Raw genomic sequence first — 21,238 nt, forward strand, 5'->3', positions numbered from 1 at the left:
ACGAGCCGGGCCGGGAGAGCGGCTCAGAGCACCACCAGCTGGTCACGGTGGATCGCGGGGCGGCGGAACCGCTCCCCCAGGTGCTCGCGCGCCTCGTCGGTGCCGCGTCCTGCCATCGCGCGCAGCTCGTCGCTGGAGAAGGAGGTGAGCCCACGGGCGATCACGGTCCCGTCGGGCGCAGCGACGTCCACCGGCACCCCGGCCGGGAAGGTGCCCTCCACCTCGTGCATGCCCACGGCCAGCAGCGAGCGGCGCCCGCTGCGCACTGCCCGGGCGGCGCCCTCGTCGAGGTGCAGGGTGCCGGCGCCGCGGGTCGCGAAGCGCAGCCACACCAGGCGCGAGCGTCGGCGCCCGTGATGGGCAGGGAAGAAGGTGCCCACGTCCTCGCCCGCGAGCGCGGCGGCGAAGGACGCGGCGGAGGTCATCAGCGCGGCGGTGCCGGTGGTGGAGGCGAGCTGGGCGGCAGAGAGCTTGGTGACCATCCCGCCGGTGCCCACCTTCGACCCCACGGAGCCGATGTTCACCCCGGCCAGGCGCGCCACGTCGTCGACCACGCCGATGCGTTCGGCGCCGGGCTCCCGCGGCGGCGCCGTGTACAGCGCGTCGACGTCGGTGAGCAGGATCAGCGCGTCGGCGCCGAGCAGCTGCGCGACCAGCGCGGCGAGCCGGTCGTTGTCCCCGAAGCGGATCTCGTGGGTGGCGGTGGTGTCGTTCTCGTTGACCACGGGTACGGTGCCCAGGGTGAGCAGGGCCTCCAGCGCGGTGCGCACGTTGCGGTAGGTCTGCGGACGGATGACGTCCGATTCCGTGAGCAGCACCTGCCCGGTGATGAGGCCGTGCCGGGCGAAGGCGCCCTGCCAGGCGGTGGCCAGCAGCGCCTGGCCCACGCTCGCGGCCGCCTGCTGCAGCTCCACCTCGGCGGGCCGCTCGGCGAGGCCCAGCGGGCCCAGCGCCGCCGCGATCGCACCGGAGGAGACGATCACCAGCTCGGTGCCGCCCGCGGCGAGAGTCGCGGCGACATCCGCGATGTGCCGGATGCTCTCCTCGTCGAGGCGGCCCCGGGCGTCGGTGAGGCTCGAGGAGCCGATCTTCACGACCAGGCGGCGGGCGCCGGGAAGAGCGGCGCGGGTGGCCAGCCGCTCCGGCTGGCGCAGCTCCGCGACGCTCATCGCATGCCGTCGTCGGTCGGATCGGACCAGTGCCCGGCCCGCCGCTCGGCCTCCATCGCGGCGAGGCGGTCCATGCGGGCGGCGGTGCGCTCGCGCTGCTGGGCCTTCTTCGTCTCGCGGGTGGGGCGGTGGTGGTCCTCGAGGCGGTCGTCGGTGCCGCGCCGGCCCAGCAGCTCGGCGCCGCCCACCATCGTCGGCTCCCAGTCGAACACCACCGCGTCGTCCCCCGGGCCGATCAGCACGGTGGAGCCGGCCACGGCCCCTGCGGCGTACAGCTGGTCCTCGACGCCGAGCTTTGCGAGCCGATCGGCGAGGAAGCCCACGGCCTCGTCGTTGGTGAAGTCCGTCTGGCGCACCCAGCGCTCGGGCTTGTCGCCGCGCACGCGGAAGGCGGTGCCGCCCTCGTACTGCTCGGTGACCACCGCGAAGCCCTTCTCGTCCACGGCCTTCGGCGCGATGACGATCGGGGCGGCCTCGGGGGCGGGCAGCGCGGCGCGGGCCTGCTCCACGAGCTCGCCCAGGGTGTAGGCGAGCTCGCGCAGGCCCTTGCGCGACACCGCGGAGACGTCGAGCACGGGCACGTCCCGCTCGGCGAGCTGCGCGCGCACCATGTCCGCCATGTCCTCGCCGTCGGGCAGATCGGTCTTGTTCAGCACGATCACGGTGGGCCGCTCCATCAGCGGCACGCGCCCCTCGGTCTGCTCGTCGAGGCTCGCGGCGTAGGCGGCGAGCTCGCCCTCGATGGTGGCGAGGTCGCCCACGGGGTCGCGCTCCGACTCCAGGGAGGCGGCGTCCAGCACGTGCACGATCACGTGGCAGCGCTCGATGTGGCGCAGGAAGTCCAGCCCCAGGCCCTTGCCCTGGCTGGCGCCCGGGATGAGGCCGGGCACGTCGGCGACGGTGTAGCGGTGCTGCCCCGCCTCGACCACGCCCAGGTTCGGCACCAGCGTGGTGAAGGGGTAGTCGGCGATCTTGGGGCGCGCGGCGCTCATCGCCGCGATCAGGGAGGACTTCCCGGCGCTGGGGAAGCCCACCAGCGCGACGTCCGCCACGGACTTCAGCTCGAGCACCAGGGTGCGCTCCTGCCCGGGCTCGCCCAGCAGCGCGAAGCCGGGGGCCTTGCGCTTGGTGTTCGCCAGCGCCGCGTTGCCGAGGCCCCCGCTGCCGCCGCGGGCGGCCACGTACCGGGTGCCGATCCCGATCATGTCCGCCAGCACGGTGCCGTGCTCGTCGGTGACCACGGTGCCGTCCGGGACGGGCAGCACGAGGTCCTCGCCGCGGGCGCCGTGGCGCAGGTCCCCCTTGCCGAAGCCGCCGCCGGTGGCGCGCTGATGCGGGCGGTGGTGGTACTCCAGCAGCGTGGTGGTCGAGGCGTCGACCTCGAGGATCACGTCGCCGCCGCGGCCGCCGTCGGCGCCGTCGGGGCCGGCCAGCGGCTTGAACTTCTCGCGACGGATGGAGGCGGCGCCGTGACCGCCGGATCCTCCGACGACCTGCAGCTGGACGCGGTCGACGAATGTGGCCATGGGAGTGCTCCGATGCTGGGGAGGGAGAAAAGCCTCGAGGGGCGGAGCGTTCGGCTCCGCCCCTCGAAGGACGCTGGGTGCCCCGGCATGCGGGGCGAGCGATCAGACCGTCTCGACGACGCTGACCACGCGGCGATCGCGCTTGCGGCCGAACTCGACGGTGCCCGCGGTGAGCGCGAACAGGGTGTCGTCGTTGCCGCGACCCACGCCGTCACCGGGGTGGATCTTGGTGCCGCGCTGGCGGACGATGATCTCGCCCGCGCCGACGACCTGGCCGCCGAAGCGCTTGACGCCGAGGCGCTGGGCGTTGGAGTCACGCCCGTTCTTGGAGGAGCTGACGCCCTTCTTTGATGCCATCTGGAATCAATCCTTTTCCGTGTTCGAAGGGATCGCTCAGGCGATGCCCGTGATCTTCAGCCGGGTGAGCTCCTGGCGGTGGCCCTGGCGCTTCTTGTAGCCGGTCTTGTTCTTGTAGCGGAGGATCCGGATCTTCTCGCCGCGGAGGTCCTCGACCTTCTCGGCGGTGACCTTCACCTTGGCCAGCTCGTCCTGGGCGGACGTGACCGTGTCACCGTCGACCAGCAGCACGGGAGCGAGATCGATGCTGTCGCCCGCCTCGCCTGCCACGCGGTTGATCACGATGGTGTCACCGACCGACACCTTCTCCTGACGACCGCCTGCGCGGACGATTGCGTACACCACGTCAATGCTCCATCTTGTGATTCGGAATTGCTCTGAGCGCCGCGCTCCCTGCCGGGTGTCACCGCGGACCTGCGACCGTCGACCGGCCGGGACCGGGAGATGCGGTCGGCGATGTCCACCGAGAGCACGACTGCGACGCGTTCTGCGCCAAGGAACAGCTTACGATCCCGCGACCTGCCGGTCAACCACCGGACACGCCGCGACCTGCGAGAACGCGGTCACACCCTGTGGAACGCGTCACCCCTCGGCAGGGGCGTCGGACTCGGTGTGGCCATGGTTCCCGGACGCGGCGGCGATCGAGGCGATCGTGGCCCGGGCCTGGGCGCGGCTGTCCTCGTCGGCCTGCAGGCGGTGCACGTCCCCCTGCGCCTCCTCGGTGGCGCTCTCGCTGCCCTCGGCACCGTCCTTCGCGCCTCCGCGGGAGCGGCGCCCGCCGCGGCGGCGCGAGGACTTCCCGCCGTCCTCGGAGCCGCCGCCGTTCCCGCCGCCTCCGCCGTGCTGGTGGTCGCCGTCCACGTCCACCACCAGGCCGCGGCCGCTGCAGTGCTCGCAGGTGGTGGAGAAGGTCTCCACCAGGCCCTGGCCCACCCGCTTGCGAGTCATCTGCACCAGGCCCAGCGAGGTCACCTCGGCGACCTGGTGCTTGGTGCGGTCGCGGCCCAGGCACTCCACGAGCCGGCGCAGCACCAGGTCGCGGTTGGACTCGAGCACCATGTCGATGAAGTCGATGACGATGATCCCGCCGATGTCGCGCAGTCGCAGCTGGCGCACGATCTCCTCGGCCGATTCGAGGTTGTTCTTGGTGACGGTCTCCTCGAGCGTGCCGCCGGAGCCGGTGAACTTGCCGGTGTTGACGTCGATGACGGTCATCGCCTCGGTGCGGTCGATCACCAGCGAGCCGCCGGAGGGCAGGTACACCTTGCGGTCCATCGCCTTCAGCAGCTGCTCGTCGATGCGGTGCTTGGCGAAGACGTCCTTCTCGCCCACGTGGCGGGTGACGCGCTCGAGCAGGTCCGGCGCCACCTCGGAGACGTAGTCGTGGACGTCCTGGTGGACCTTCTCGCCCTCGACGATCAGGGAGGTGAAGTCCTCGTTGAACACGTCGCGCACCACCTTGATGGCGATGTCGGGCTCCTGGGAGAGCGCGACCGGCGCAGACTTCGACTTCTGCGCCTTGGTGATCTTCTCCCACTGCGCCCGCAGCCGCTCCACGTCGCGGGTGAGCTCCTCCTCGCTCGCCCCCTCGGCGGCGGTGCGCACGATGACGCCCGCGTCCTCGGGGATGATCTGGCGCATGATCTTCTTCAGCCGGGTGCGCTCGGTCTCGGGCAGCTTGCGGGAGATGCCGGTCATCGAGCCGCCGGGCACGAACACCACGTAGCGGCCGGGCAGGGAGATCTGGCTGGTGAGGCGGGCGCCCTTGTGGCCGATCGGGTCCTTGGTGACCTGCACCAGCACCGGGTCACCGCTCTTGAGCGCGAGCTCGATGCGGCGCGGCTGGCCCTCGAGGCCCACGGCGTCCCAGTTCACCTCGCCGGCGTACAGCACGGCGTTGCGGCCGCGGCCGATGTCCACGAACGCGGCCTCCATCGAGGGCAGCACGTTCTGCACCTTGCCCACGTACACGTTGCCCACCATGGAGGTCTGGGACTTCTGGGCGACGTAGTGCTCGACGAGCACGTCGTCCTCGAGCACTGCGATCTGGGTGCGGCCGGGGCGCTCGCGCACCACCATCGAGCGCTTGACGGACTCGCGGCGGGCGAGGAACTCGGCCTCGGTGATGACGTTGCGCTTGCGGCCGTTGTCGCGGCCCTCCCGCCGGCGCTGGCGCTTGGCCTCGAGCCGGGTGGAGCCCTTGACGGCCTTGACCTCGTCGCGGGCCTCGCGCACCTTCACCACGGTGTTGGGCGGATCATCGGAGGAGCCGGACTCGTCGCCGCCTCCCCCGCCGCCGGAGCGGCGGCGGCGCCGGCGCCGGCGCGAGCTGGACGAGCTCGATGACCCGGAGCCGGAGTCCCCGCCCGAGCCGTCCTCGCCGTCCTCGCCGTTCGTGTCGGTGCCGTCGGCGCCGGAGCCCTTCTCGTCGTCGCCGTCCCGGCCCTCGTCCTCGGAGCCCGCGGCGTCGTCCTCGCCGCGTCCGCGGCCGCGTCGACCGCGCCCGCCGCGGCGCCGGCGTCGACGGGAGCCGCCGGACCCGCCGGAGCCTCCCTCGTCGAAGTCGTCGGAGTCCGCGTCGCCCTCGGAGTCGTCCTCGGTGCCGGACTGCTCCTGCGCCTGCTCGGCGCCGCCCTGGGCCGCGCCGCCGTCACGCTGGCCGGAGCGGCGCGAGCGGCTGCGGCTGCGGCGCGACCGCGAGGACTGCTCGTCCTCGCCGTCGGTCTCCGTCTCGTCCTGGCCCTCGCCGTCCTCGGCACGGCCCACGTCCTCGAAGGAGATCTCGGCGGTGCCCTGGGCGCCGTCCTGCGGGGCGACGGTGGTGCGCGGCTGCGGGGTGGGGGCCTGGAAGAGCAGGGAGGCGAAGTCCATCTGCACCTGCTCGCGACGGCGGGCGCGATCGTCGTCCTCCGCCGCCGGCTCGGGGGCGGTCTCCGCGCCGCGCGCGGAGGCGAGGGCGCGCAGGTCGCCCACGACGGGGTTGTCGTCCTCGACCGCCGAGGCCTCCGCCTGGGGCGCCGCCTCCTGCGGCGCCGTCTCCTGCGGCGCGTCCTCGTGCGCCGGCTCCTCCGCGACGGGGGCGGGCACCACGGGCGCACCGGCGGGCGCGCCAGCACGGCGGCGGGGCCGCTTCGCGGCGGGCGCGGGCGCGGGCTCCGCCGGGGCGGCGTCCTGCGCGGCGACGACGGTGCGGGGGCCGGTGCTCTCCGGCGCGGGCAGGGTGGGCGGGGTGAACGCCGGGGCCCCGGCGGGCGCCCCGGCGCGGCGTCGGCGGCGCGCGGGCGGCTGCGCCGCGCTCTCCTGCGAGGTGTCGTTCTCGGGGTCGTGGGTGCTGTCAGCCATAGGGCCGTCTCCTTCTGGAGGACCAGCGCACCCTGGTCCCGTCTGGTCATCGTCCCTGGGGACGGAAGTCTCTAGCCCTCGCCGTCGCGCAGCTCCCCGCGGGGAGCGCTGCGATGCCGCGCATGGAGCACTGCGGTCGCGGTCCTCCGCGTCACCGGCGCTCCGACGTCACGACGCCGGGAGGTTCTCCCACCCGGTACGGGGCGGAAGAGTGCCTCGGCCAGTATGGCACAGGGCCTCCGCGCACCCCGGTGGGACATGCGCGCCCCGAGACCGCCCGGCGGGCACCCCGATGTGTCGCCGGTCTCACCGGGGGGCGCCGATCCCGCCCGGGGACCACCACCTGGATGCCCTGCCCGGCGGGGTGAAGGACGATGGTCCCCGGACGCACCCGCCCCGTTCCGTAGGTTTCACGACAGTGCGTCATTCACTTCGGAGGATCTGATGGAAGCCCTCGACATCGCCCGGTGGCAGTTCGGCATCACCACCGTGTACCACTTCATCTTCGTGCCGCTCACCATCGGGCTGTCGCTGATGGTCGCCATGATGCAGACCATCGCGCTGCGGTCGAAGGACCCGGCCCGCAAGGATGCCTGGATCCGGATGACGAAGTTCTTCGGCTCGATGCTGATCGTGAACTTCGGCATCGGCATCGCCACCGGCATCGTGCAGGAGTTCCAGTTCGGGCTGAACTGGTCCGAGTACGCCCGCTACGTGGGCGACGTGTTCGGGGCCCCGCTCGCGCTGGAGGGCCTGGCCGCCTTCTTCCTCGAGTCGGTGTTCCTGGGGCTGTGGATCTTCGGGTGGGGGCGGATGCCGGAGCGGATCCACCTGCTCACCATCTGGGCGGTCGCGCTCGGCACCACCCTCTCGGCCTACTTCATCATCGCCGCGAACTCCTTCATGCAGCACCCCGTGGGCGCGATGCTGAACCCCGAGACGGGCCGCGCGGAGCTCGACCCCTCCCAGGGCTCGATCCTCTCCGTGCTCACCAACATCACCACCCTGGCCGCCTTCCCCCACGTCGTCTCCGGGGCCTGGCTGGTCGCCGCCGCGTTCGTCACCGGCATCGCGGCCTGGCACATGGTGCGCCACCACCGCCGGGCCGACGAGCTGGGCCGCGACACCGCCGAGGGTGCGGACCACGACCACGCCGCCCGGCAGCTGTTCCGCCCCGTGCTGCGCTTCGGCGTGGTCGCCATGTTCGTCTCCGCGCTGGTGCTGGTGGTCTCCGGGGACTTCCAGGCGAAGCTGATGTTCGAGCAGCAGCCGATGAAGATGGCCTCGGCCGAGGCGCTGTGCACCACGCAGGAGAGCGCGCCGTTCTCGATCCTCGCCGTGGGCGGGCCGGACGCCTTCAGCACCGACTGCTCCGGCGTCACCCACCTGATCGAGATCCCGTACGTCACCGCGATCCTGGCCACCAACGATCCCGGCGCCACCCTGCAGGGCGTCGACGATCTCAACGCCCAGTACAAGGAGCAGTTCGGCGAGACCGTCACCGACATCCACGGCCAGGAGGTCGCCGCGGACTACCGCCCGAACCTGTTCGTCACCTACTGGTCCTTCCGCCTCATGATGGGCCTGGCCGCCTTCAGCGGCGTGCTCGCCCTGTGGGCGCTATGGGTGACCCGCGGCCGCGGCGAGAACGCCCGCACCACCGGCTCGCGCGCCTTCCAGTGGTTCGCGGTGCTGGCGATCCCGATGCCCTTCCTCGCCAACTCCGCGGGCTGGGTGTTCACCGAGATGGGCCGCCAGCCCTGGGTGGTCCACCCCAACCCCGATGACCCCACCGTGCGCCTGATGACCATGCAGGCCGTCTCCAGCCATCCCGCCTGGATGGTCGCGACCAGCCTGATCGCCTTCACCCTGGTGTACGGCGTGCTCGCGGTGATCTGGTTCCAGATGATGCGCAAGGCCGCCCTGAAGGGCGTGCCGCTGCCGCAGCGCGATCCGGAGACCGACGAACTCGACACCCCCACCCTCGCCTTCGACTACTGAGAAGGGACCCGTTCAGATCATGGACGCCATGCTCGACCCCACGGCCCTGCAGGCCCTCTGGTTCGCCCTCATCGGCTTCTTCTTCCTGGGCTACTTCGTGCTCGAGGGCTTCGACTTCGGGGTGCAGATGAACGTGGCCGCCTTCTGGCGGCGCGGCTCCGGCACCCGCGGCACGATCCTGAAGACCATCGGCCCCGTCTGGGACGGCAACGAGGTGTGGCTGATCACCGGCGGCGCGCTGCTGTTCGCCGCCTTCCCGGAGTGGTACGCGACGCTGTTCTCCGGCTTCTACCTGGCGCTGCTGCTGCTCCTGCTGGTGCTCATCGTGCGCGTGTGCGCGTTCAAGTGGCGGGACAAGGTGGACGACGCGCGCTGGCGCACCGCCTGGGACGCGGTGCACGTGCTGGGCGGCTTCGCGCCGGCCCTGCTGTGGGGCGTGGCCTTCGCGAACATCGTCGCGGGGGTGGGGATCGACGAGAACCGCTGGGTGACCACCTCCCTGCTGGGGCTGCTGAACCCCTTCGCCCTGCTGGGCGGGGTGGTGTTCGTGCTGCTGTTCTGGCTGCACGGCACGCTGTACCTGGCGCTGAAGGTCGAGGGGCGCCTGCGGGAGGACGCGGCCCGGCTCGCGGGCGTGCTGGTGTGGCCCACGATCCTCGCCGGCGCCGCCTTCCTGCTGTGGTTCCAGTTCGCGCACTCGAACACCTGGTGGACGCTGCTGCCGGTGGGCGTCGCCGCCGTCGCCCTGCTCGCCGTGGTGGTGCTGAACCGCGCCCGACGGGAGGGGCTCTCCTTCCTCGCCACCTCCACCGCCATCGCGGCGGCGACCATCGCCCTGTTCGGCGGTCTGTTCCCCTACGTGATGCCGGCCAGCAACGATCCGGCGCTCTCGCTCACGGTCGCCAACGCCTCCTCCACCGAGCACACCCTCACGGTGATGCTGGTGGCCCTCGCCGTGCTGATGCCGATCGTGATCGCGTACACGATCTGGACGTACCGGGTGTTCCGGCACCGGGTCGCCGACGAGGACTCCCCCGCCCCCGGCGCCGAGCTGCTGGAACGGGCGAGGAAGGGCTACCGCGACGCCTTCTCCCAGGAATGACGGCCTGACCCGATGAGCTCCGCCACCACCGCCCCCGCCGACGTCGACGCGCCCGCCGTCGACGCCTCGGCGGCGCCGCGCCGGCGCCGCGCGCCGCTGGACCCGCGCCTGCTGCGGGAGGTGCGAGCGGCCCGCCGCCACGTGGCGCGCACCGCCGCGCTCGGCGTGGTGCAGGCGGGGTGCGTGATCGTCACCGCGCTGGTGATCGCGCGGCTGGGGGCGCGCCTGCTCACCGAGCGCACGCTGCCGGCCGAGGCCCCGGGGCTGCTGGCGGTGCTGGTGGGGGCGCTCGCGGTGCGCGCCGTCGCGGTGCTGGTGGAGGAGGCCACCGCCCACCGCGCCGCGACGGCGGCGATCGGTGCTCTGCGCACCCGGATCGTGGCCCATGCCGCCCGGCTGGGCCCTCGCGGCGGCGCCGGACGCGGGGCGGATCTCACGGCGCTGGCCACCACCGGGATCGAGAAGCTGCGCCCGTACCTGGTGGGCTATGTCCCGCAGCTGGTGCTCACGCTCACGGTGACCCCGCTGGCGCTGCTCACGATCGCGCTGCTGGACCCGCTCAGCGCCGTCATCGCAGGGGTCACGCTGCCGCTGGTGCCGCTGTTCATGGTCCTGGTCGGGAAGCTCACCGTGGGCCGCTCGGACCGCCTGCTGGCGGACATGCGCTCGCTGTGGTCCCAGCTGCTGGATCTGGTGGAGGGGCTGCCCACCCTGCGGGCGCTGGGCCGGGAGAGGGGGCCGGAGGCGGTGGTGCGCCGGCTCGGGGAGCGCCACCGCGCCTCCGCGATGGGGTCGCTGCGCTACGCCTTCCTTTCCTCGATGGTGCTGGAGCTGCTGGCCACGCTGTGCGTGGCGCTGGTGGCGGTGAGCATCGGGATGCGCCTGGTGTACGGGGAGATGCCGCTGGAGCCCGCGCTGGCGGTGCTGGTGCTGGTGCCCGAGGTGTACCTGCCGCTGCGGGCCGTGGGCGCCCGCTACCACGCCTCCACCGACGGGCTGGCCGCGGTGGGCGCCGCGTTCGAGGTGCTGGACGAGCCGGTGGTCCCGGACGGCGACCTGCCCGCCCCGGACCTGCGCGGGGCGAGCCTCGCGCTGCGCGGAGTCTCGGTGCGCTCGCGGAACGGCTGGGCCCCGCACCGCGCCGAGCTGGTGGTGCGGCCGGGCCGGGTGCTCGCCGTGACCGGCCCGTCGGGCGCCGGGAAGACCACCGCGGTGCAGGTGCTGCTGGGGCTGCTGGAGCCGGAGGAGGGCCGCGCCGAGGTGATCGCTGCCGACGGCACCGTCACCGCGGTCCGGTCGCTGGACCGTCGCACCCTGTGGGACCAGGTGGCCTGGCTCCCCCAGCGCCCCGTGCTGCCCCCGGGCACCCTCCGCGCCGTGCTCGCCGACGCCCGCCCGGACGCCTCGGAGGCCGAGCTCTCGGCGGCCGCGGCCGCGACGGGCCTGGATCGCGTGATCGCCGAGCGCGGGGCGGAGACGGAGCTGGGCCGGGCGGGCGGCGGGCTCTCGCTCGGTCAGCGTCAGCGCCTGGCGCTCGCACGGGCGCTGCTCTCCCCCGCCCCGCTGGTGGTGCTCGACGAGCCGACCGCGCATCTGGACGGGGCGAGCGAGCAGGTGGTGCTGGATCTGATCGGGACGCTGCGCGACCAGGGCCGCACCGTGGTGGTGATCGCGCACCGCTCGCGCCTGGTGGAGTGCGCCGACGACGTCGCCCGGGTGGAGGCGGGCCGATGAGCGCGCTCACCGCCCCTGCCTCCCCGCTGCGCCGCACCGTGGGGGCGCTGGAGATCCCGCGCGCCCGCTTGCTCGCCGCGGTGCTCGCCGCCTGCGCCACGCTCGCCTCCGCCTTCGCGCTGGCCGCGGTCTCCGCCTACCTGGTCACCCGGGCCTGGACGATGCCGCCGGTGCTGGACCTCACGGTCGCGGTGGTCATGGTGCGGGCGCTCGGGGTGTCCCGCGGCGTGCTGCGCTGGCTGGAGCGGATGCTCACCCACGACGTCGCGCTGCGCGGCGTGGTCTCGCTGCGCACGAACCTCTTCACCGCCCTGGCGGCCCGCACGGACGACGGCCTGACCCGGCTGCGCCGCGGTGATCTGCTCTCCCGGCTGGGCGATGACGCTCAGGAGCTCGGTGACCACGTGATCACGGCGGTCGTGCCCGGGCTGGTGGCAGCGGTGATGACGGTGGTGGTGCTCGCCACCTTCGCCCCGCTCTCCCTCCCGGCCGCCGCGGCGATGCTGGTCTCGCTGCTGGTGGCGAGCGGGATCGCGCCGTGGGCCTCGTACCGTGCCGCCCGCCTGGCCGAGCAGGCGGTGGTGACCTCCCGCGCGCAGGTGGGCGCGCAGGCGCTGACGATCCTCGACGACGCGACCGCGCTGCAGGTGCAGGGGCGCCTGGACGGCGCCGTCGCCTCCCTGCGCACCCGACAGGCCGAGCACGACCTCGCCCTGGACCGGGCGGCGCTCCCGGCCGCGGTCGCCGCCGCCGCGGTGCCGCTGGCGATGATCCTCGCCGTGACGGGCTCCCTGCTGGCCGCCGGGGCGCTGTGGGTGGACGGCGGTGCGAGCGCGGGTCAGATCGGCATCCTGCTCCTGCTGCCGCTGTCCTCCTTCGAGGCGGTCACCGCCCTGCCCGCGGCCGCCGCCCAGCTCGCCCGCTCCCGGGCCGCCGCCGCACGGCTCGACGCCCTGAGCGGCGACGTGCACGACCGGCCGGCCCCCGCCGATGCCCCCGACCCCGCCCCCGCTCCCGCGCCGGAGCGCCCGCACACCGCAGCGCTGCGCGCCGTCGGCCTCACCGCGGGGTGGAGCCCGGACGCCCCCCGTGTGACGGGGCTGGACCTGGAGCTGCCGCCCGGGGCCCGGCTCGCCGTGGTGGGCCCTTCCGGGTGCGGGAAGTCCACACTGCTGGCCACGCTCGCCGGACTGCTGGACCCGCTGGCGGGGCGGGTCGAGCTCGACGGTGAGCCGCTGCCGGGGTGGAGCGTGCCCGAGATCCGTGCCGGGGTGACGATGTTCGCCGAGGACGGCCACGTGTTCGCGACCACCGTGCGGGAGAACCTGCGGGTGGTGCGGGGCGACCTGGGGGACGATACCGCGCGCGCGGCCCTCTCCGCGGTGGGCCTGGACGACTGGCTCGAGGCGCTGCCGCGGGGCCTGGACACGATGCTCGGTCCGGACGGCACCACGATCTCCGGCGGGGAGCGGCGTCGCCTCCTGCTGGCCCGGGCCGTGGTGCGGCGCGGGCCGATCCTGCTGCTGGACGAGCCCACCGAACACCTGGACACCGCACGCGGCGACGCCCTGCTGCGCGCCCTGCTCGATCCCCGCGACACCTCCCTGGTGCCTGCCGACAGCACCGTCGTGGTGGTCACCCACCGCGTCGAGGCGGTCCCCGCCGACACCCCGATCCTCCGCCTCGAGGAGACCCGATGAGCCCCCGCACCCCGCCCTCCCGCACCGGCCGGCCCCGCCTGCAGGATCTCGCCGAGGCCGTGCTCGCCGGCGGCGACGCCGAGGACCTGCTGGAGCTGCTCGTGCACTCGGCGCGCAGCGACCTCTCCGCGCGCAGCGCGCTGCTGGTGATGCCGCTGCGCGGCACAGGGTGGAGCATCGAGATGGTGGACGGCCCGGACGCCCCCGCGCTGCTGGGCCAGGACGTCGCCCCGGACTCGCCGCTCGGCGAGGCGCTGGGCCGCGCCGACGCGGACGCGCTGGAGGGGATCGACGCCCTCGACGTGGACGGCACGCGGCGACCGGCGCTGCTGGCCGCGGTCGACGCCGCCGAGCAGGGCACCGGTCTGCTCGCCGTGCTGCGCGAGGAGGGGGCCGATCCCGTCACCGCCGCGGACCGTGAACGGCTCGACGCCCTCGCCGGCCTGGTCGCGCTCACCCTGCGCGTCCCCTCCCTCGGCTCGAGCGCGGAGATCGACGACGAGCGCAGCCGCATCGCCAGGGACCTCCACGACCTCGCGATCCAGGAGCTCTTCGCCGTGGGCATGGAGCTGGAGGCGCTGGTGGACTCCCTGGAGTCGCCGGGGGCACCGCCCTCGAACGCCCGGATCCGCAGCTCGGTGGCCATCTCCGTGCAGGGGGTGGAGAACGCGGTGGCGCAGATCCGGCAGATCGTGCAGTCGCTGCGGCGCGAGCGCTCCGAGGCGACGCTCACCGAGCAGCTGCGCCGCGAGGTGGGGCTGGCCACGGCCGGGCTGGGCTTCGTGCCCTCGATGCGCCTGCCCCCGCGCCCGGCGGAGATGGATGCGGAGCTGCCGCCGGAGATCGCCGAGGACGTGGTCGCGGTGGTGCGGGAGTGCCTGGCCAATGCCGCCCGCCACGCGCATGCCACCGCCGTGGCGGTCTCGATCAGCCTCTTCTCGGAGGGCGTGGACCGGGTGGTGCAGGTGAACGTCTCGGACAACGGTCGCGGGATCGACCCCTCCGTGCGGCGTCGCAGCGGCCTGGCGAACATCTCCTCGCGGGCGCGGCGTCACTCCGGCTGGGTGGACGCGCTGGGCCTGGAGCCGGGCACGATGATCTCCTGGCGGGTCACGCTGCCGCCGGCCTGAGCGGCCCGACGCCGAGGCGGCGGGGACCTACTGCGGCTTCCAGCCGGCGCGACGCCGGGCGGCGACCATCGCGGCCACCTGGGTGCGGCGCTGCATGCCGAAGGCCTGCAGGATCACGGTGACCCGGTTCTTCACCGTCTTCTCCGCGATGCCGAGGGCGTCGGCGATCTCGCGGTTGGAGTGGCCGTCCCCGATGAGCTCCACGATCCGCTGATCGGATTCGGAGAGGTCCGGGCCGTCGTCCACGTGGTCGGTGGGCCAGATCGCCCGCCCGGCGTGCACCGTGCGGATCGCCTCGACGATCTCCTGGGAGCGGGCGGACTTCAGGATCAGCCCGTCGGCGCCGGCGGCGCGGGACTCCCGCAGCGCGGCGTCGTCGTCGAAGCTGGTGAGCACCAGCATCCGCTGCGCCGGGTCGAGCTCGCGGGCCCGCTTCATGACGTCGATGCCGGTGCCGTCGGGCAGCTGGAGGTCCACCACCAGCACCTCGGGGCGGATCGCGGGAAGCCGGCGCGTCGCCTCGGCCACGCTGGAGGCCTCCCCGGTCACCGTGAGCGCCGCGCTGGCGTCGATCGCGGTGACGATGCCGCGGCGCACCACTTCGTGATCGTCCACCAGCATCACGCGGATCGGGCCGTCCTGTCCGGTCGCTGTCACGAAGCGTTCTCCTTCACGTCGTCCGGCGCGTCCGCCCGAGGGATCCTGGCGCTCCTCAATCTACCGCACCGGGGACGGCGCGACGGCCGGTGTCCTGCGCCGCTGGCACCGCGGGCAGAAGTGGCTGGAGCGGTTCATGGACACCACGCGCCGCAGCGGCGTCCCGCAGCGCGGGCACGGCTCCCCCTCGCGCCCATAGGCGCTGAGGCTCCGGGCGAAGTAGCCGCTGCGCCCGTCCACGTTGACGTACAGCGCATCGAAGCTGGTCCCGCCCACCTCCAGCGCCCGCTCCATCACGGTGCGGGCCTCGCGCAGCAGCTGCAGCGCCTTGCGCTGACTGAGCACCTCGCCGGGGGTGTCGTAGCGCACGCGCGCCGCCCACAGCGCCTCGTCGGCGTAGATGTTCCCGATCCCGGAGACCAGCTGCTGGTTCAGCAGCAGGGACTTGATCCCGGCGCGCCGGGCGCGCAGGGCGCGGGCGGCGGCTGGGAGGTCCAGTGCGGGGTCGAGCAGGTCGCGGCCGATGTGGGCCGCCTCGGCGGGCAGCAGCGCGTCGGGGCTGCCCAGCGCGGCCGTCCGCCCGTCGGCCGCGTCCACCAGCTCGCTCGTCCACAGGCCGCCGAACAGGCGCTGGTCGATGAGGTCGATGCGGGTGCCGTCGTCGAGGTGGAGGGAGAGGCGGCGGTGGCGCAGCGGATCCGAGGCCGGCCCCGCGGAGGCCGGCGCCGGGGCGAGGGCCGGGGCCTCGCCGCTCGCGCGCACGCGCAGCTGGCCGCTCATGCCCAGGTGGCCCATCAGCGCCTCGCCGGTGTCCGCGCCGTCGGGATCCGCCAGCCGCCACCACAGGAACTTCCCGCGACGCACCAGGGCGGTGAGAGTGGTGCCGGCCAGGGCTGCGCGCAGCCGATCCGCTCCCCCGGCCTGGCGGCGGATGATGCGGGCGTCGAGCAGCTCGACCTCGGCGACGGTGCGGCCGACGGTGCGGGGTGCGAGGCCGCGGCGCACCACCTCCACCTCGGGCAGCTCGGGCACGTTCTCAGCCCCGCGGGATCAGCGACTCGCCGCGCTCGGAGAGCACGGCGCGCACCGCGTTCTGCGCGGCGGCGAGCTCGGCGTCCTTCTTCGAGCCGCCGTCGCCGCGGGCCGTGACCACGTTCGGCACGGTGGCGGTGGCGGTGAAGACCTTCTCGTGCTCGAGGCCGGACTCGGCCATCGTGTACGTGACGGTGGCGCCCTCCGCGGCGGCGATCTCCTGCAGGCGGGTCTTGAAGTCGTACCCGGCCTCGAGGAACTCGTCGGAGTCCAGCAGCGGGCGCAGCAGATCCAGCACGAAGCGGCGGGAGACGTCCTGGCCGAGCGCGAGGTGGACCGCGCCGATCACGGCCTCGGTGGTGTCGGCGAGGATCGAGGCCTTGGCCCGCCCGCCGGTGAGGTCCTCCCCGCGGCCCAGCTTCACGTAGGCGCCGAGGTCCAGCTTCGAGGCGATCACGGCGAGCGCCCGGGTGGAGACCGTCGCGGCGCGGCGACGGGCGAGATCCCCCTCGGGCAGGGAGGGATGGGCGGCGTAGAGGTGCTCGGTGACCGCGAGCTGCAGCACGGCGTCGCCCAGGAACTCGAGCCGCTCGTTGTGGGGCAGGCCGTCGTGCTCGTAGGAGTAGGAGCGGTGGGTGAGGGCGAGGTCGAGCAGCCCGGAGGCGGTGAGGTCCTCGCTCTGCGCACCGTCCAGCGGCAGGCGCTGCAGGAGTCCCGAGGCGGCGGCGGCCTCGGTGGCGCGGCGCCTGCGCGCCATCAGGCCTTCCCCTCGGTGCTGCTGTCGGCGGCGTCGTCGTCGAACAGGCCCTTCAGCGCCGCGAAGCGGTCGTCGATGACGTCGTGGTGGTGCTCCGGATCGTCCTCCAGGCGGAATCCGCACTGGGCGCACAGGCCCGGGCAGTCCTCGCGGCACAGGGGGCGCTCCTCGGCCTCCATCGCCAGGGCGTCGCGCACCAGCGGGCCGAGGTTCACCTGGTCGTCCTCGAGCAGGACGGTGTCCTCCTCCTCGTCGGCGCGCACCTTCTCGGGGTACATGAACAGCTCGTCGAGCCGGGCGCGCACGTCCTGCTCGACCGGGTCGAGGCAGCGGGAGCACTCACCGGTCAGCAGCGCGGCGACGGTGCCATGGGCGTAGATGCCCTCGACCACCGATTCGAGCTCCGCCTCGACGGCGATCTCCTCGCCCTCGGCGACCTGCATCGCGAGGCCGCCGGCCTCGCGGGCGGGCGCGGGCACGGTGCGCTCCACGTGGCGGTGGGATCCGGTGCGGCCGACGAGGTCGACCGCGTCGAAGCGCAGGGCGGCGTCGAGCGCCGTGGAGGAGTCGTTCTCGGAGGTCATCGCGGGCTCCTTCGATCGTGGGGACAGTTCAGGATACGGCGGGCGCGGCCCGCAGCGCGTCCAGGGAGGGGCCGGGGAGCATGTCGGAGACGTCACCCCCGAGGGCGTGCACCTCGCGCACCAGCGAGGAGGAGATGTGGGCGAGGGAGGAGTCCGTGAGCAGGAAGACGGTGTCGATGCTCGCGAGGTGCTGGTTCATCCTCGCCATCGGCTCCTCGTAGGCGAGGTCCAGCTGGGAGCGCAGACCGCGCACGACGGCGCCGGCGCCGACCTCGCGGCAGAAGTCCACCAGCAGGCCCTTCGGCAGGGTGCGCACCTCGACGCTGTCGCGCAGCTGCTCGCGGTCGAGGGTCTGCGTGATCGCACCGGTGCGCGCCTCGAGTCCCAGCAGGCCCTTCTTGGAGGGGTTGTGGGAGACGGCGATGATCACCTGGTGGCCGAGGGCGACCGCCCGGCGGGTGAGATCGAGATGCCCCAGGGTGAAGGGATCGAACGAGCCGGGCAGGACGACGGTGCTCATGGCGCCACTGTAGTGGCTCTCCCGCCCTCGTCCGCCGCGGGCTCAGTCGAGCGCGAGCGTCACCCGGTGCACGCCGTCCTCGTCAATCTCGCCGATCTCGAGCGTGCCGGTGAGGCCGCTGAGCTCGCCGGTGCCGGAGCCGGGGGCGATCACGTACTGCAGGGCGGGGTCACCTGCGGTCATGGTGCCGAGCTGCTGGAGGGTGAGGGTGCCGTTGCGGCCGCCCACCCGGCCCTCGAAGATCTCGGTGGCGACGTAGCCGGCGCTGCCGCCGGCCGAGTCACCGGCGGTGAGCATCGTGCCGCGGGAGGTGCCGTCGAGATCGCCGCTCCAGGTCTTGACGAGGTCGAAGCGGGATGCGGCACCGGGGAGCGGTGCGGCGGGGGTCATCTGCACGGTGAAGGTTCCGGTGAGCGCGGCCATGGGCCCAGTCTCCGCCCGGGCGGCGGGGAGGTTCAACGGCGGGGACGCCGCTCGTTCGCGAGCAGTGCGTAGCTCGCCCCGTCGAGCCAGCGGCCGCTGCGGTGTAGGGAATCCTCGCGGAACACGCCCTCGAGCCGCATCCCGATCTTCTCCATGACGCGGCGGGAGGCGCGGTTCTCGGCGAAGCAGCCCGCCTCGATGCGGCGCACCCCAAGGCCCTCGAGCGCGATGTCGCGCAGCGCGGCGGCGAAGGCGGTGCCGAGCCCGCGGCCGTGCACGGCGGGGTCGAGCACCCAGCCGATCTCGGCCTGTTGCCCGGCGGCCTGTGCGCGCACGTCGTCCTGGGACCAGGCGTCCTGTCGTTCGACCTTCCCGGCGGCGACGATCCGGCCCTCCTGCTCTCCCACGACGCAACTGTCGAGGGTGCGGTCCCACCACGCCTGGTGGTCGGCCAGGGTGAGGCTGAGGGTGGTCGTGTACTCCTGCACCGCGGGCAGGCGGTACCAGGGCCAGACGGCCTCGGCGTCCTCGCTGCGTCCCGGTCGGAGGGTGAGGTGTGCGGTGTGGAGTGGCCAGTCGAGGTCGGCGAGGGTGCGGGTCACCGCGCCAGGCTAGCGCGGTGGCCGCACGGGCGGTCAGAACGGAGGTGGGGCGCCGCCGCCGACGAGCTCCAGGCCGGGCGGTCCGGGATCGTCCGGGCCGCCGGTGTCGGGCCGGGACCAGTAGTCGATGAGGTGCTCGCCCCAGCGCTGCTCCTCCGCGTGCTCGGCCCGCTCCTGCGGCGTCTCGTCGAACTCGCCGCGTCGCACGAGGTCCTCGAACACGAGGTCGGTGAGATACGCGTCCCACGCCTCCTCCAGGCGCTCGGCGAGCTCGCGGGTGACGAGATCGCCGTCGCGCCGCACCTCGCTCACCGCGGCGTTGCCGATCCTCCACCGGGTGACCCCGGTGGTCTCGTCACGTTCCGGATCGAGCAGGCCGGCCGTCTTCATCCGGTGGTGGCTGCGGCAGAGCCGGTGGAGGTTCGCGATGGTGGTGGGCCCTCCCCGGGCGGGATGCTCGAGGTCGAACTCCTCGATGTGGTCGTTCTCGCCGATGGTCATGACGTTGCGCGCGCAGCCGGGCACCGCGCAGACCGGATCGATCAGGCGCAGGTTCTCGGCCATCGCGTGGCTGACGCGGTAGGTGCGGGACGCGGCGGGCAGGTAGTCCCCGGTGGCGGCGTCGACCAGCACCCGCTCGAAAGTCGGGGCCGAGGCGACCAGCTGCCGCGCCATCCGGGCGGGGATCGGGACGGTGCCGTCGAGGGTGGCCGGGGCGTGCGAGCGCCCCAGCAGGGACAGCACCGGGACGACGACGGAGAGGCGGAAGGCCGGCTCCGGCACCTCGACGGCGCCGGTCTCGAGCGCGGAGCGGGTCATGATCGCGTAGCGGAGCGCGGCCAGCGGCAGGTGGCGCTGCTGCCGGAGGGCTTCGCCGTCGAGGTCGAAGGGGAGCGGCGCACCGGTCTCGAGAGCGCCACGCTGGGCATCCTGGACGGCGCGCGCGGCGGCATCGAGCCGCCGCCCGAGAGCGAGGATCTCCGGCGCCGGGCCCACCACGGACAGGCAGGCCGTGCCGTCGCCGTCCGGCGAGGGACGGACATGCACCGCGCGGCGCTCCTCGGGGGTCTCCCGGACGGCCGCGCGCCCGAACCAGTCGATCAGCAGGCGCAGCTCGCGATAGAAGCGCTCCACGTCGATCGCGTCGAGCTCCCAGGCGGCGACACGTTCGTCGACCTGTCGTCGCTGGTGGGCGGTGAGACGCAGGACGCTGCGGAGGAGCCATTCGAACCAGTCCACCGGAAGTTCCCCGGCGGCCACCCGCGCGAAGCATCCGGGCAGGTCGGTGAGGGCGATGTGGGCGTCGCGCAGGCGGTCCTCGCCGCGGCCGAGCTTCGTGCGCAGCCCCGCCGCGGCCGCGAGGGCGTGGAGGGCCTTCTCGTCGCCGTCGTCCTCCTCGCTCCACAGCGAGGCGAGGTCGCGCACCTCGGCGACGTAGAAGGCGGCATGCTGCTCGCGGCGACGCCGGTGGATGCGCAGCACGGTCTCCGCCTCGGGTGTGCGCGGAGCGACCTCGGCGCGCTCGACGAGAGCGGCGGCGGTGAGGGCCCGGCGGGCGCGGACGTCCTTGCGGGGCGGCCCCTCCGCCGCGCCGGGCGGCGCGGGACACACGGGCGACGTGGTCGCGCCGGTCTCGGTGCGGTCGCCCATGGTGCCTCCTTCGGGGTGTCGTCCTGTGGCGATGTCGTCCTGTGGTGATGTTGTGGGCGGCGGTGGTGTCGGTGGAGTGAGCGATCGCGAAGACTCGCACACACGTTCGACACCACATCGTCCTGCCGTCTATTTTAGAACAGAGGCTCGATAAATGCGACCCTTTTCGGATATCCGCCCCAGAATGTGGGTAACCCGCAGGTGTGGAGGAAAGGTCGAAAAGCACATCTGCGATCGGAGCTCACGGACGGGCAGGCACGCCGCACTCCGACGATTTCCCTTGGACACCGCGCGATGCAAAGTCTGTGGCATTTCGCAAGAGGTCAGGGAATGCTGTGGACGGCGCGCCACAAGGCGGTCGAGCCCTGCTCACTCCTCCGCGGCGCCGTCCTCCTCGACGACCGGCCCGCCGAACTGCAACACGGTCTCGCCGTACGTCTTGGTGCCGTCGTCGGCCCAGCCCGCGGGCCACGTGACGGGCCGGCTGCGCGAGGAGCGCTCGAGGACCACCAGGGCGTCATCGGTGAGCGCGGGCCGGAGCGCGAGGAGCAGGCGCTCCAGCTCCTCGGTCGGGACGTCGTAGGGCGGATCGAGGAACACCAGGGTCGCGCCGTGGCCGTCCAGACCCGTCGTGGCGGCGGCCGCCTTGCCGGCGCGCACGTCCACCTGCGCGTCGAGACCGAGCTCGACGGCCGTGCGACGCAGCTGGCGGGCCGTCGGCCCGTGGAGCTCGACCAGAACGGCGTGGGCGGCGCCGCGCGAGAGGGCCTCGAAGGCGAGCGCCCCGGTGCCGGCGTAGAGATCGAGCACGCGGGTGCCCGCGAGCGCGTCCCAGCCGTCGAGCCTGCTGAACAGCGCCTCGCGGACGCGGTCCGAGGTGGGGCGGGTGCCGTTGCCGGGAGGGCCCGGGATCGTGCGCCCTCCCAGGCGGCCGGCGATGATGCGCGGCATG

The 21,238-nt window shown here is 73.7% G+C and carries 19 protein-coding genes; 5 read left to right on the plus strand and 14 right to left on the minus strand.

Annotation, left to right across the window (positions count from 1 at the left end; all coding sequences use genetic code 11):
- Positions 1-23 precede the first annotated feature (23 nt).
- The 5 genes from proB to DWV08_RS06570 form a co-directional block, all read right to left on the minus strand.
- Entirely contained in the window at positions 24-1,169 is a 1,146-nt protein-coding gene (gene proB, locus DWV08_RS06550; protein ID WP_115413062.1) for a glutamate 5-kinase, read from the minus strand.
- The gene (gene obgE, locus DWV08_RS06555; RefSeq protein WP_115413063.1) at positions 1,166-2,695 is read right to left on the minus strand and encodes a GTPase ObgE; all 1,530 of its coding nucleotides are present in this window, start codon (positions 2,693-2,695) and stop codon (positions 1,166-1,168) included. Before obgE ends, proB begins: the two co-directional genes overlap by 4 nt.
- Before the next feature lie 102 nt (positions 2,696-2,797).
- Positions 2,798-3,052 carry a 50S ribosomal protein L27 gene (rpmA, locus tag DWV08_RS06560; RefSeq protein WP_115413064.1) on the minus strand — a complete coding sequence of 85 codons (255 nt, stop codon included), beginning with the start codon at positions 3,050-3,052 and terminating at the stop codon, positions 2,798-2,800.
- 36 nt (positions 3,053-3,088) lie between these two features.
- Complete coding sequence (rplU, locus tag DWV08_RS06565; protein WP_115413065.1) at positions 3,089-3,397, minus strand: 50S ribosomal protein L21; 309 nt, start codon at positions 3,395-3,397, stop codon at positions 3,089-3,091.
- A gap of 237 nt (positions 3,398-3,634) precedes the next feature.
- A complete protein-coding gene (locus DWV08_RS06570) occupies positions 3,635-6,394 on the minus strand; it encodes an Rne/Rng family ribonuclease (protein WP_115413066.1) in 2,760 nt (919 codons plus the stop codon).
- A 444-nt stretch (positions 6,395-6,838) separates the two neighbouring features.
- On the opposite strand from DWV08_RS06570, the gene DWV08_RS06575 reads away from it, so the two are divergent.
- Genes DWV08_RS06575 through DWV08_RS06595 form a run of 5 tightly spaced genes read left to right on the plus strand, consistent with a single transcriptional unit; the run spans position 6,839 to position 14,061 of the window.
- Complete coding sequence (locus DWV08_RS06575; RefSeq protein WP_115413067.1) at positions 6,839-8,395, plus strand: cytochrome ubiquinol oxidase subunit I; 1,557 nt, start codon at positions 6,839-6,841, stop codon at positions 8,393-8,395.
- A 19-nt stretch (positions 8,396-8,414) separates the two neighbouring features.
- Positions 8,415-9,497, plus strand: coding sequence for a cytochrome d ubiquinol oxidase subunit II (gene cydB / locus DWV08_RS06580; protein ID WP_162801514.1), 1,083 nt, complete (start codon positions 8,415-8,417; stop codon positions 9,495-9,497).
- Positions 9,498-9,509: 12 nt separating this feature from the next.
- The gene (gene cydD / locus DWV08_RS06585; RefSeq protein WP_115413068.1) at positions 9,510-11,231 is read left to right on the plus strand and encodes a thiol reductant ABC exporter subunit CydD; all 1,722 of its coding nucleotides are present in this window, start codon (positions 9,510-9,512) and stop codon (positions 11,229-11,231) included.
- Positions 11,228-12,931, plus strand: coding sequence for a thiol reductant ABC exporter subunit CydC (gene cydC / locus DWV08_RS06590; RefSeq protein WP_115413069.1), 1,704 nt, complete (start codon positions 11,228-11,230; stop codon positions 12,929-12,931). Before cydD ends, cydC begins: the two co-directional genes overlap by 4 nt.
- Positions 12,928-14,061 (plus strand): ATP-binding protein, encoded by a 1,134-nt coding sequence (locus DWV08_RS06595; protein ID WP_115413070.1) that lies wholly within the window; start codon positions 12,928-12,930, stop codon positions 14,059-14,061. The genes cydC and DWV08_RS06595 overlap by 4 nt, the downstream gene beginning before the upstream one ends.
- Before the next feature lie 27 nt (positions 14,062-14,088).
- Here DWV08_RS06595 and DWV08_RS06600 read toward each other — a convergent pair whose 3' ends face one another.
- From DWV08_RS06600 to rsmD, 9 genes are all read right to left on the minus strand, one after another.
- Positions 14,089-14,718: a response regulator transcription factor gene (locus DWV08_RS06600; protein ID WP_115413071.1), complete on the minus strand. Its 630-nt coding sequence runs from the start codon at positions 14,716-14,718 to the stop codon at positions 14,089-14,091.
- Between the two features lie 60 nt (positions 14,719-14,778).
- Positions 14,779-15,750 (minus strand): bifunctional DNA-formamidopyrimidine glycosylase/DNA-(apurinic or apyrimidinic site) lyase, encoded by a 972-nt coding sequence (mutM, locus tag DWV08_RS06605; RefSeq protein ID WP_115413072.1) that lies wholly within the window; start codon positions 15,748-15,750, stop codon positions 14,779-14,781.
- A gap of 4 nt (positions 15,751-15,754) precedes the next feature.
- Positions 15,755-16,507 carry a ribonuclease III gene (rnc, locus tag DWV08_RS06610; RefSeq protein ID WP_115413073.1) on the minus strand — a complete coding sequence of 251 codons (753 nt, stop codon included), beginning with the start codon at positions 16,505-16,507 and terminating at the stop codon, positions 15,755-15,757.
- Positions 16,507-17,091, minus strand: a complete 585-nt coding sequence (locus DWV08_RS06615; RefSeq protein ID WP_115413074.1) for a YceD family protein — start codon at positions 17,089-17,091, stop codon at positions 16,507-16,509. The genes rnc and DWV08_RS06615 overlap by 1 nt, the downstream gene beginning before the upstream one ends.
- Positions 17,092-17,119: 28 nt before the next feature.
- Positions 17,120-17,611 (minus strand): pantetheine-phosphate adenylyltransferase, encoded by a 492-nt coding sequence (gene coaD, locus DWV08_RS06620; protein WP_115413075.1) that lies wholly within the window; start codon positions 17,609-17,611, stop codon positions 17,120-17,122.
- A 42-nt stretch (positions 17,612-17,653) separates the two neighbouring features.
- The gene (locus DWV08_RS06625; protein ID WP_115413076.1) at positions 17,654-18,034 is read right to left on the minus strand and encodes a DUF3224 domain-containing protein; all 381 of its coding nucleotides are present in this window, start codon (positions 18,032-18,034) and stop codon (positions 17,654-17,656) included.
- Between the two features lie 32 nt (positions 18,035-18,066).
- Complete coding sequence (locus DWV08_RS06630) at positions 18,067-18,636, minus strand: GNAT family N-acetyltransferase (protein WP_115413077.1); 570 nt, start codon at positions 18,634-18,636, stop codon at positions 18,067-18,069.
- Positions 18,637-18,669: 33 nt separating this feature from the next.
- Entirely contained in the window at positions 18,670-20,286 is a 1,617-nt protein-coding gene (locus tag DWV08_RS06635; protein ID WP_241237369.1) for an HNH endonuclease signature motif containing protein, read from the minus strand.
- A gap of 369 nt (positions 20,287-20,655) precedes the next feature.
- A complete protein-coding gene (rsmD, locus tag DWV08_RS06640) occupies positions 20,656-21,237 on the minus strand; it encodes a 16S rRNA (guanine(966)-N(2))-methyltransferase RsmD (RefSeq protein WP_115413078.1) in 582 nt (193 codons plus the stop codon).
- Position 21,238: the final 1 nt, after the last annotated feature.

Source organism: Brachybacterium saurashtrense (assembly GCF_003355475.1).
In the GTDB taxonomy this organism is placed as follows: Bacteria; Actinomycetota; Actinomycetes; order Actinomycetales; family Dermabacteraceae; genus Brachybacterium; species Brachybacterium saurashtrense.

Excerpts from the sequence above, each read along its gene's own strand:
- coaD (WP_115413075.1), bottom strand. The coding sequence starts at position 17,611 with ATGAGCACCGTCGTCCTGCCCGGCTCGTTCGATCCCTTCACCCTGGGG.
- cydB (WP_162801514.1), top strand. The coding sequence starts at position 8,415 with ATGGACGCCATGCTCGACCCCACGGCCCTGCAGGCCCTCTGGTTCGCC.
- DWV08_RS06595 (WP_115413070.1), top strand. The coding sequence starts at position 12,928 with ATGAGCCCCCGCACCCCGCCCTCCCGCACCGGCCGGCCCCGCCTGCAG.
- proB (WP_115413062.1), bottom strand. The coding sequence starts at position 1,169 with ATGAGCGTCGCGGAGCTGCGCCAGCCGGAGCGGCTGGCCACCCGCGCC.
- obgE (WP_115413063.1), bottom strand. The coding sequence starts at position 2,695 with ATGGCCACATTCGTCGACCGCGTCCAGCTGCAGGTCGTCGGAGGATCC.
- DWV08_RS06625 (WP_115413076.1), bottom strand. The coding sequence starts at position 18,034 with ATGGCCGCGCTCACCGGAACCTTCACCGTGCAGATGACCCCCGCCGCA.
- DWV08_RS06615 (WP_115413074.1), bottom strand. The coding sequence starts at position 17,091 with ATGACCTCCGAGAACGACTCCTCCACGGCGCTCGACGCCGCCCTGCGC.
- rnc (WP_115413073.1), bottom strand. The coding sequence starts at position 16,507 with ATGGCGCGCAGGCGCCGCGCCACCGAGGCCGCCGCCGCCTCGGGACTC.
- DWV08_RS06635 (WP_241237369.1), bottom strand. The coding sequence starts at position 20,286 with ATGGGCGACCGCACCGAGACCGGCGCGACCACGTCGCCCGTGTGTCCC.
- rpmA (WP_115413064.1), bottom strand. The coding sequence starts at position 3,052 with ATGGCATCAAAGAAGGGCGTCAGCTCCTCCAAGAACGGGCGTGACTCC.
- cydC (WP_115413069.1), top strand. The coding sequence starts at position 11,228 with ATGAGCGCGCTCACCGCCCCTGCCTCCCCGCTGCGCCGCACCGTGGGG.
- DWV08_RS06570 (WP_115413066.1), bottom strand. The coding sequence starts at position 6,394 with ATGGCTGACAGCACCCACGACCCCGAGAACGACACCTCGCAGGAGAGC.
- rsmD (WP_115413078.1), bottom strand. The coding sequence starts at position 21,237 with ATGCCGCGCATCATCGCCGGCCGCCTGGGAGGGCGCACGATCCCGGGC.
- cydD (WP_115413068.1), top strand. The coding sequence starts at position 9,510 with ATGAGCTCCGCCACCACCGCCCCCGCCGACGTCGACGCGCCCGCCGTC.
- DWV08_RS06575 (WP_115413067.1), top strand. The coding sequence starts at position 6,839 with ATGGAAGCCCTCGACATCGCCCGGTGGCAGTTCGGCATCACCACCGTG.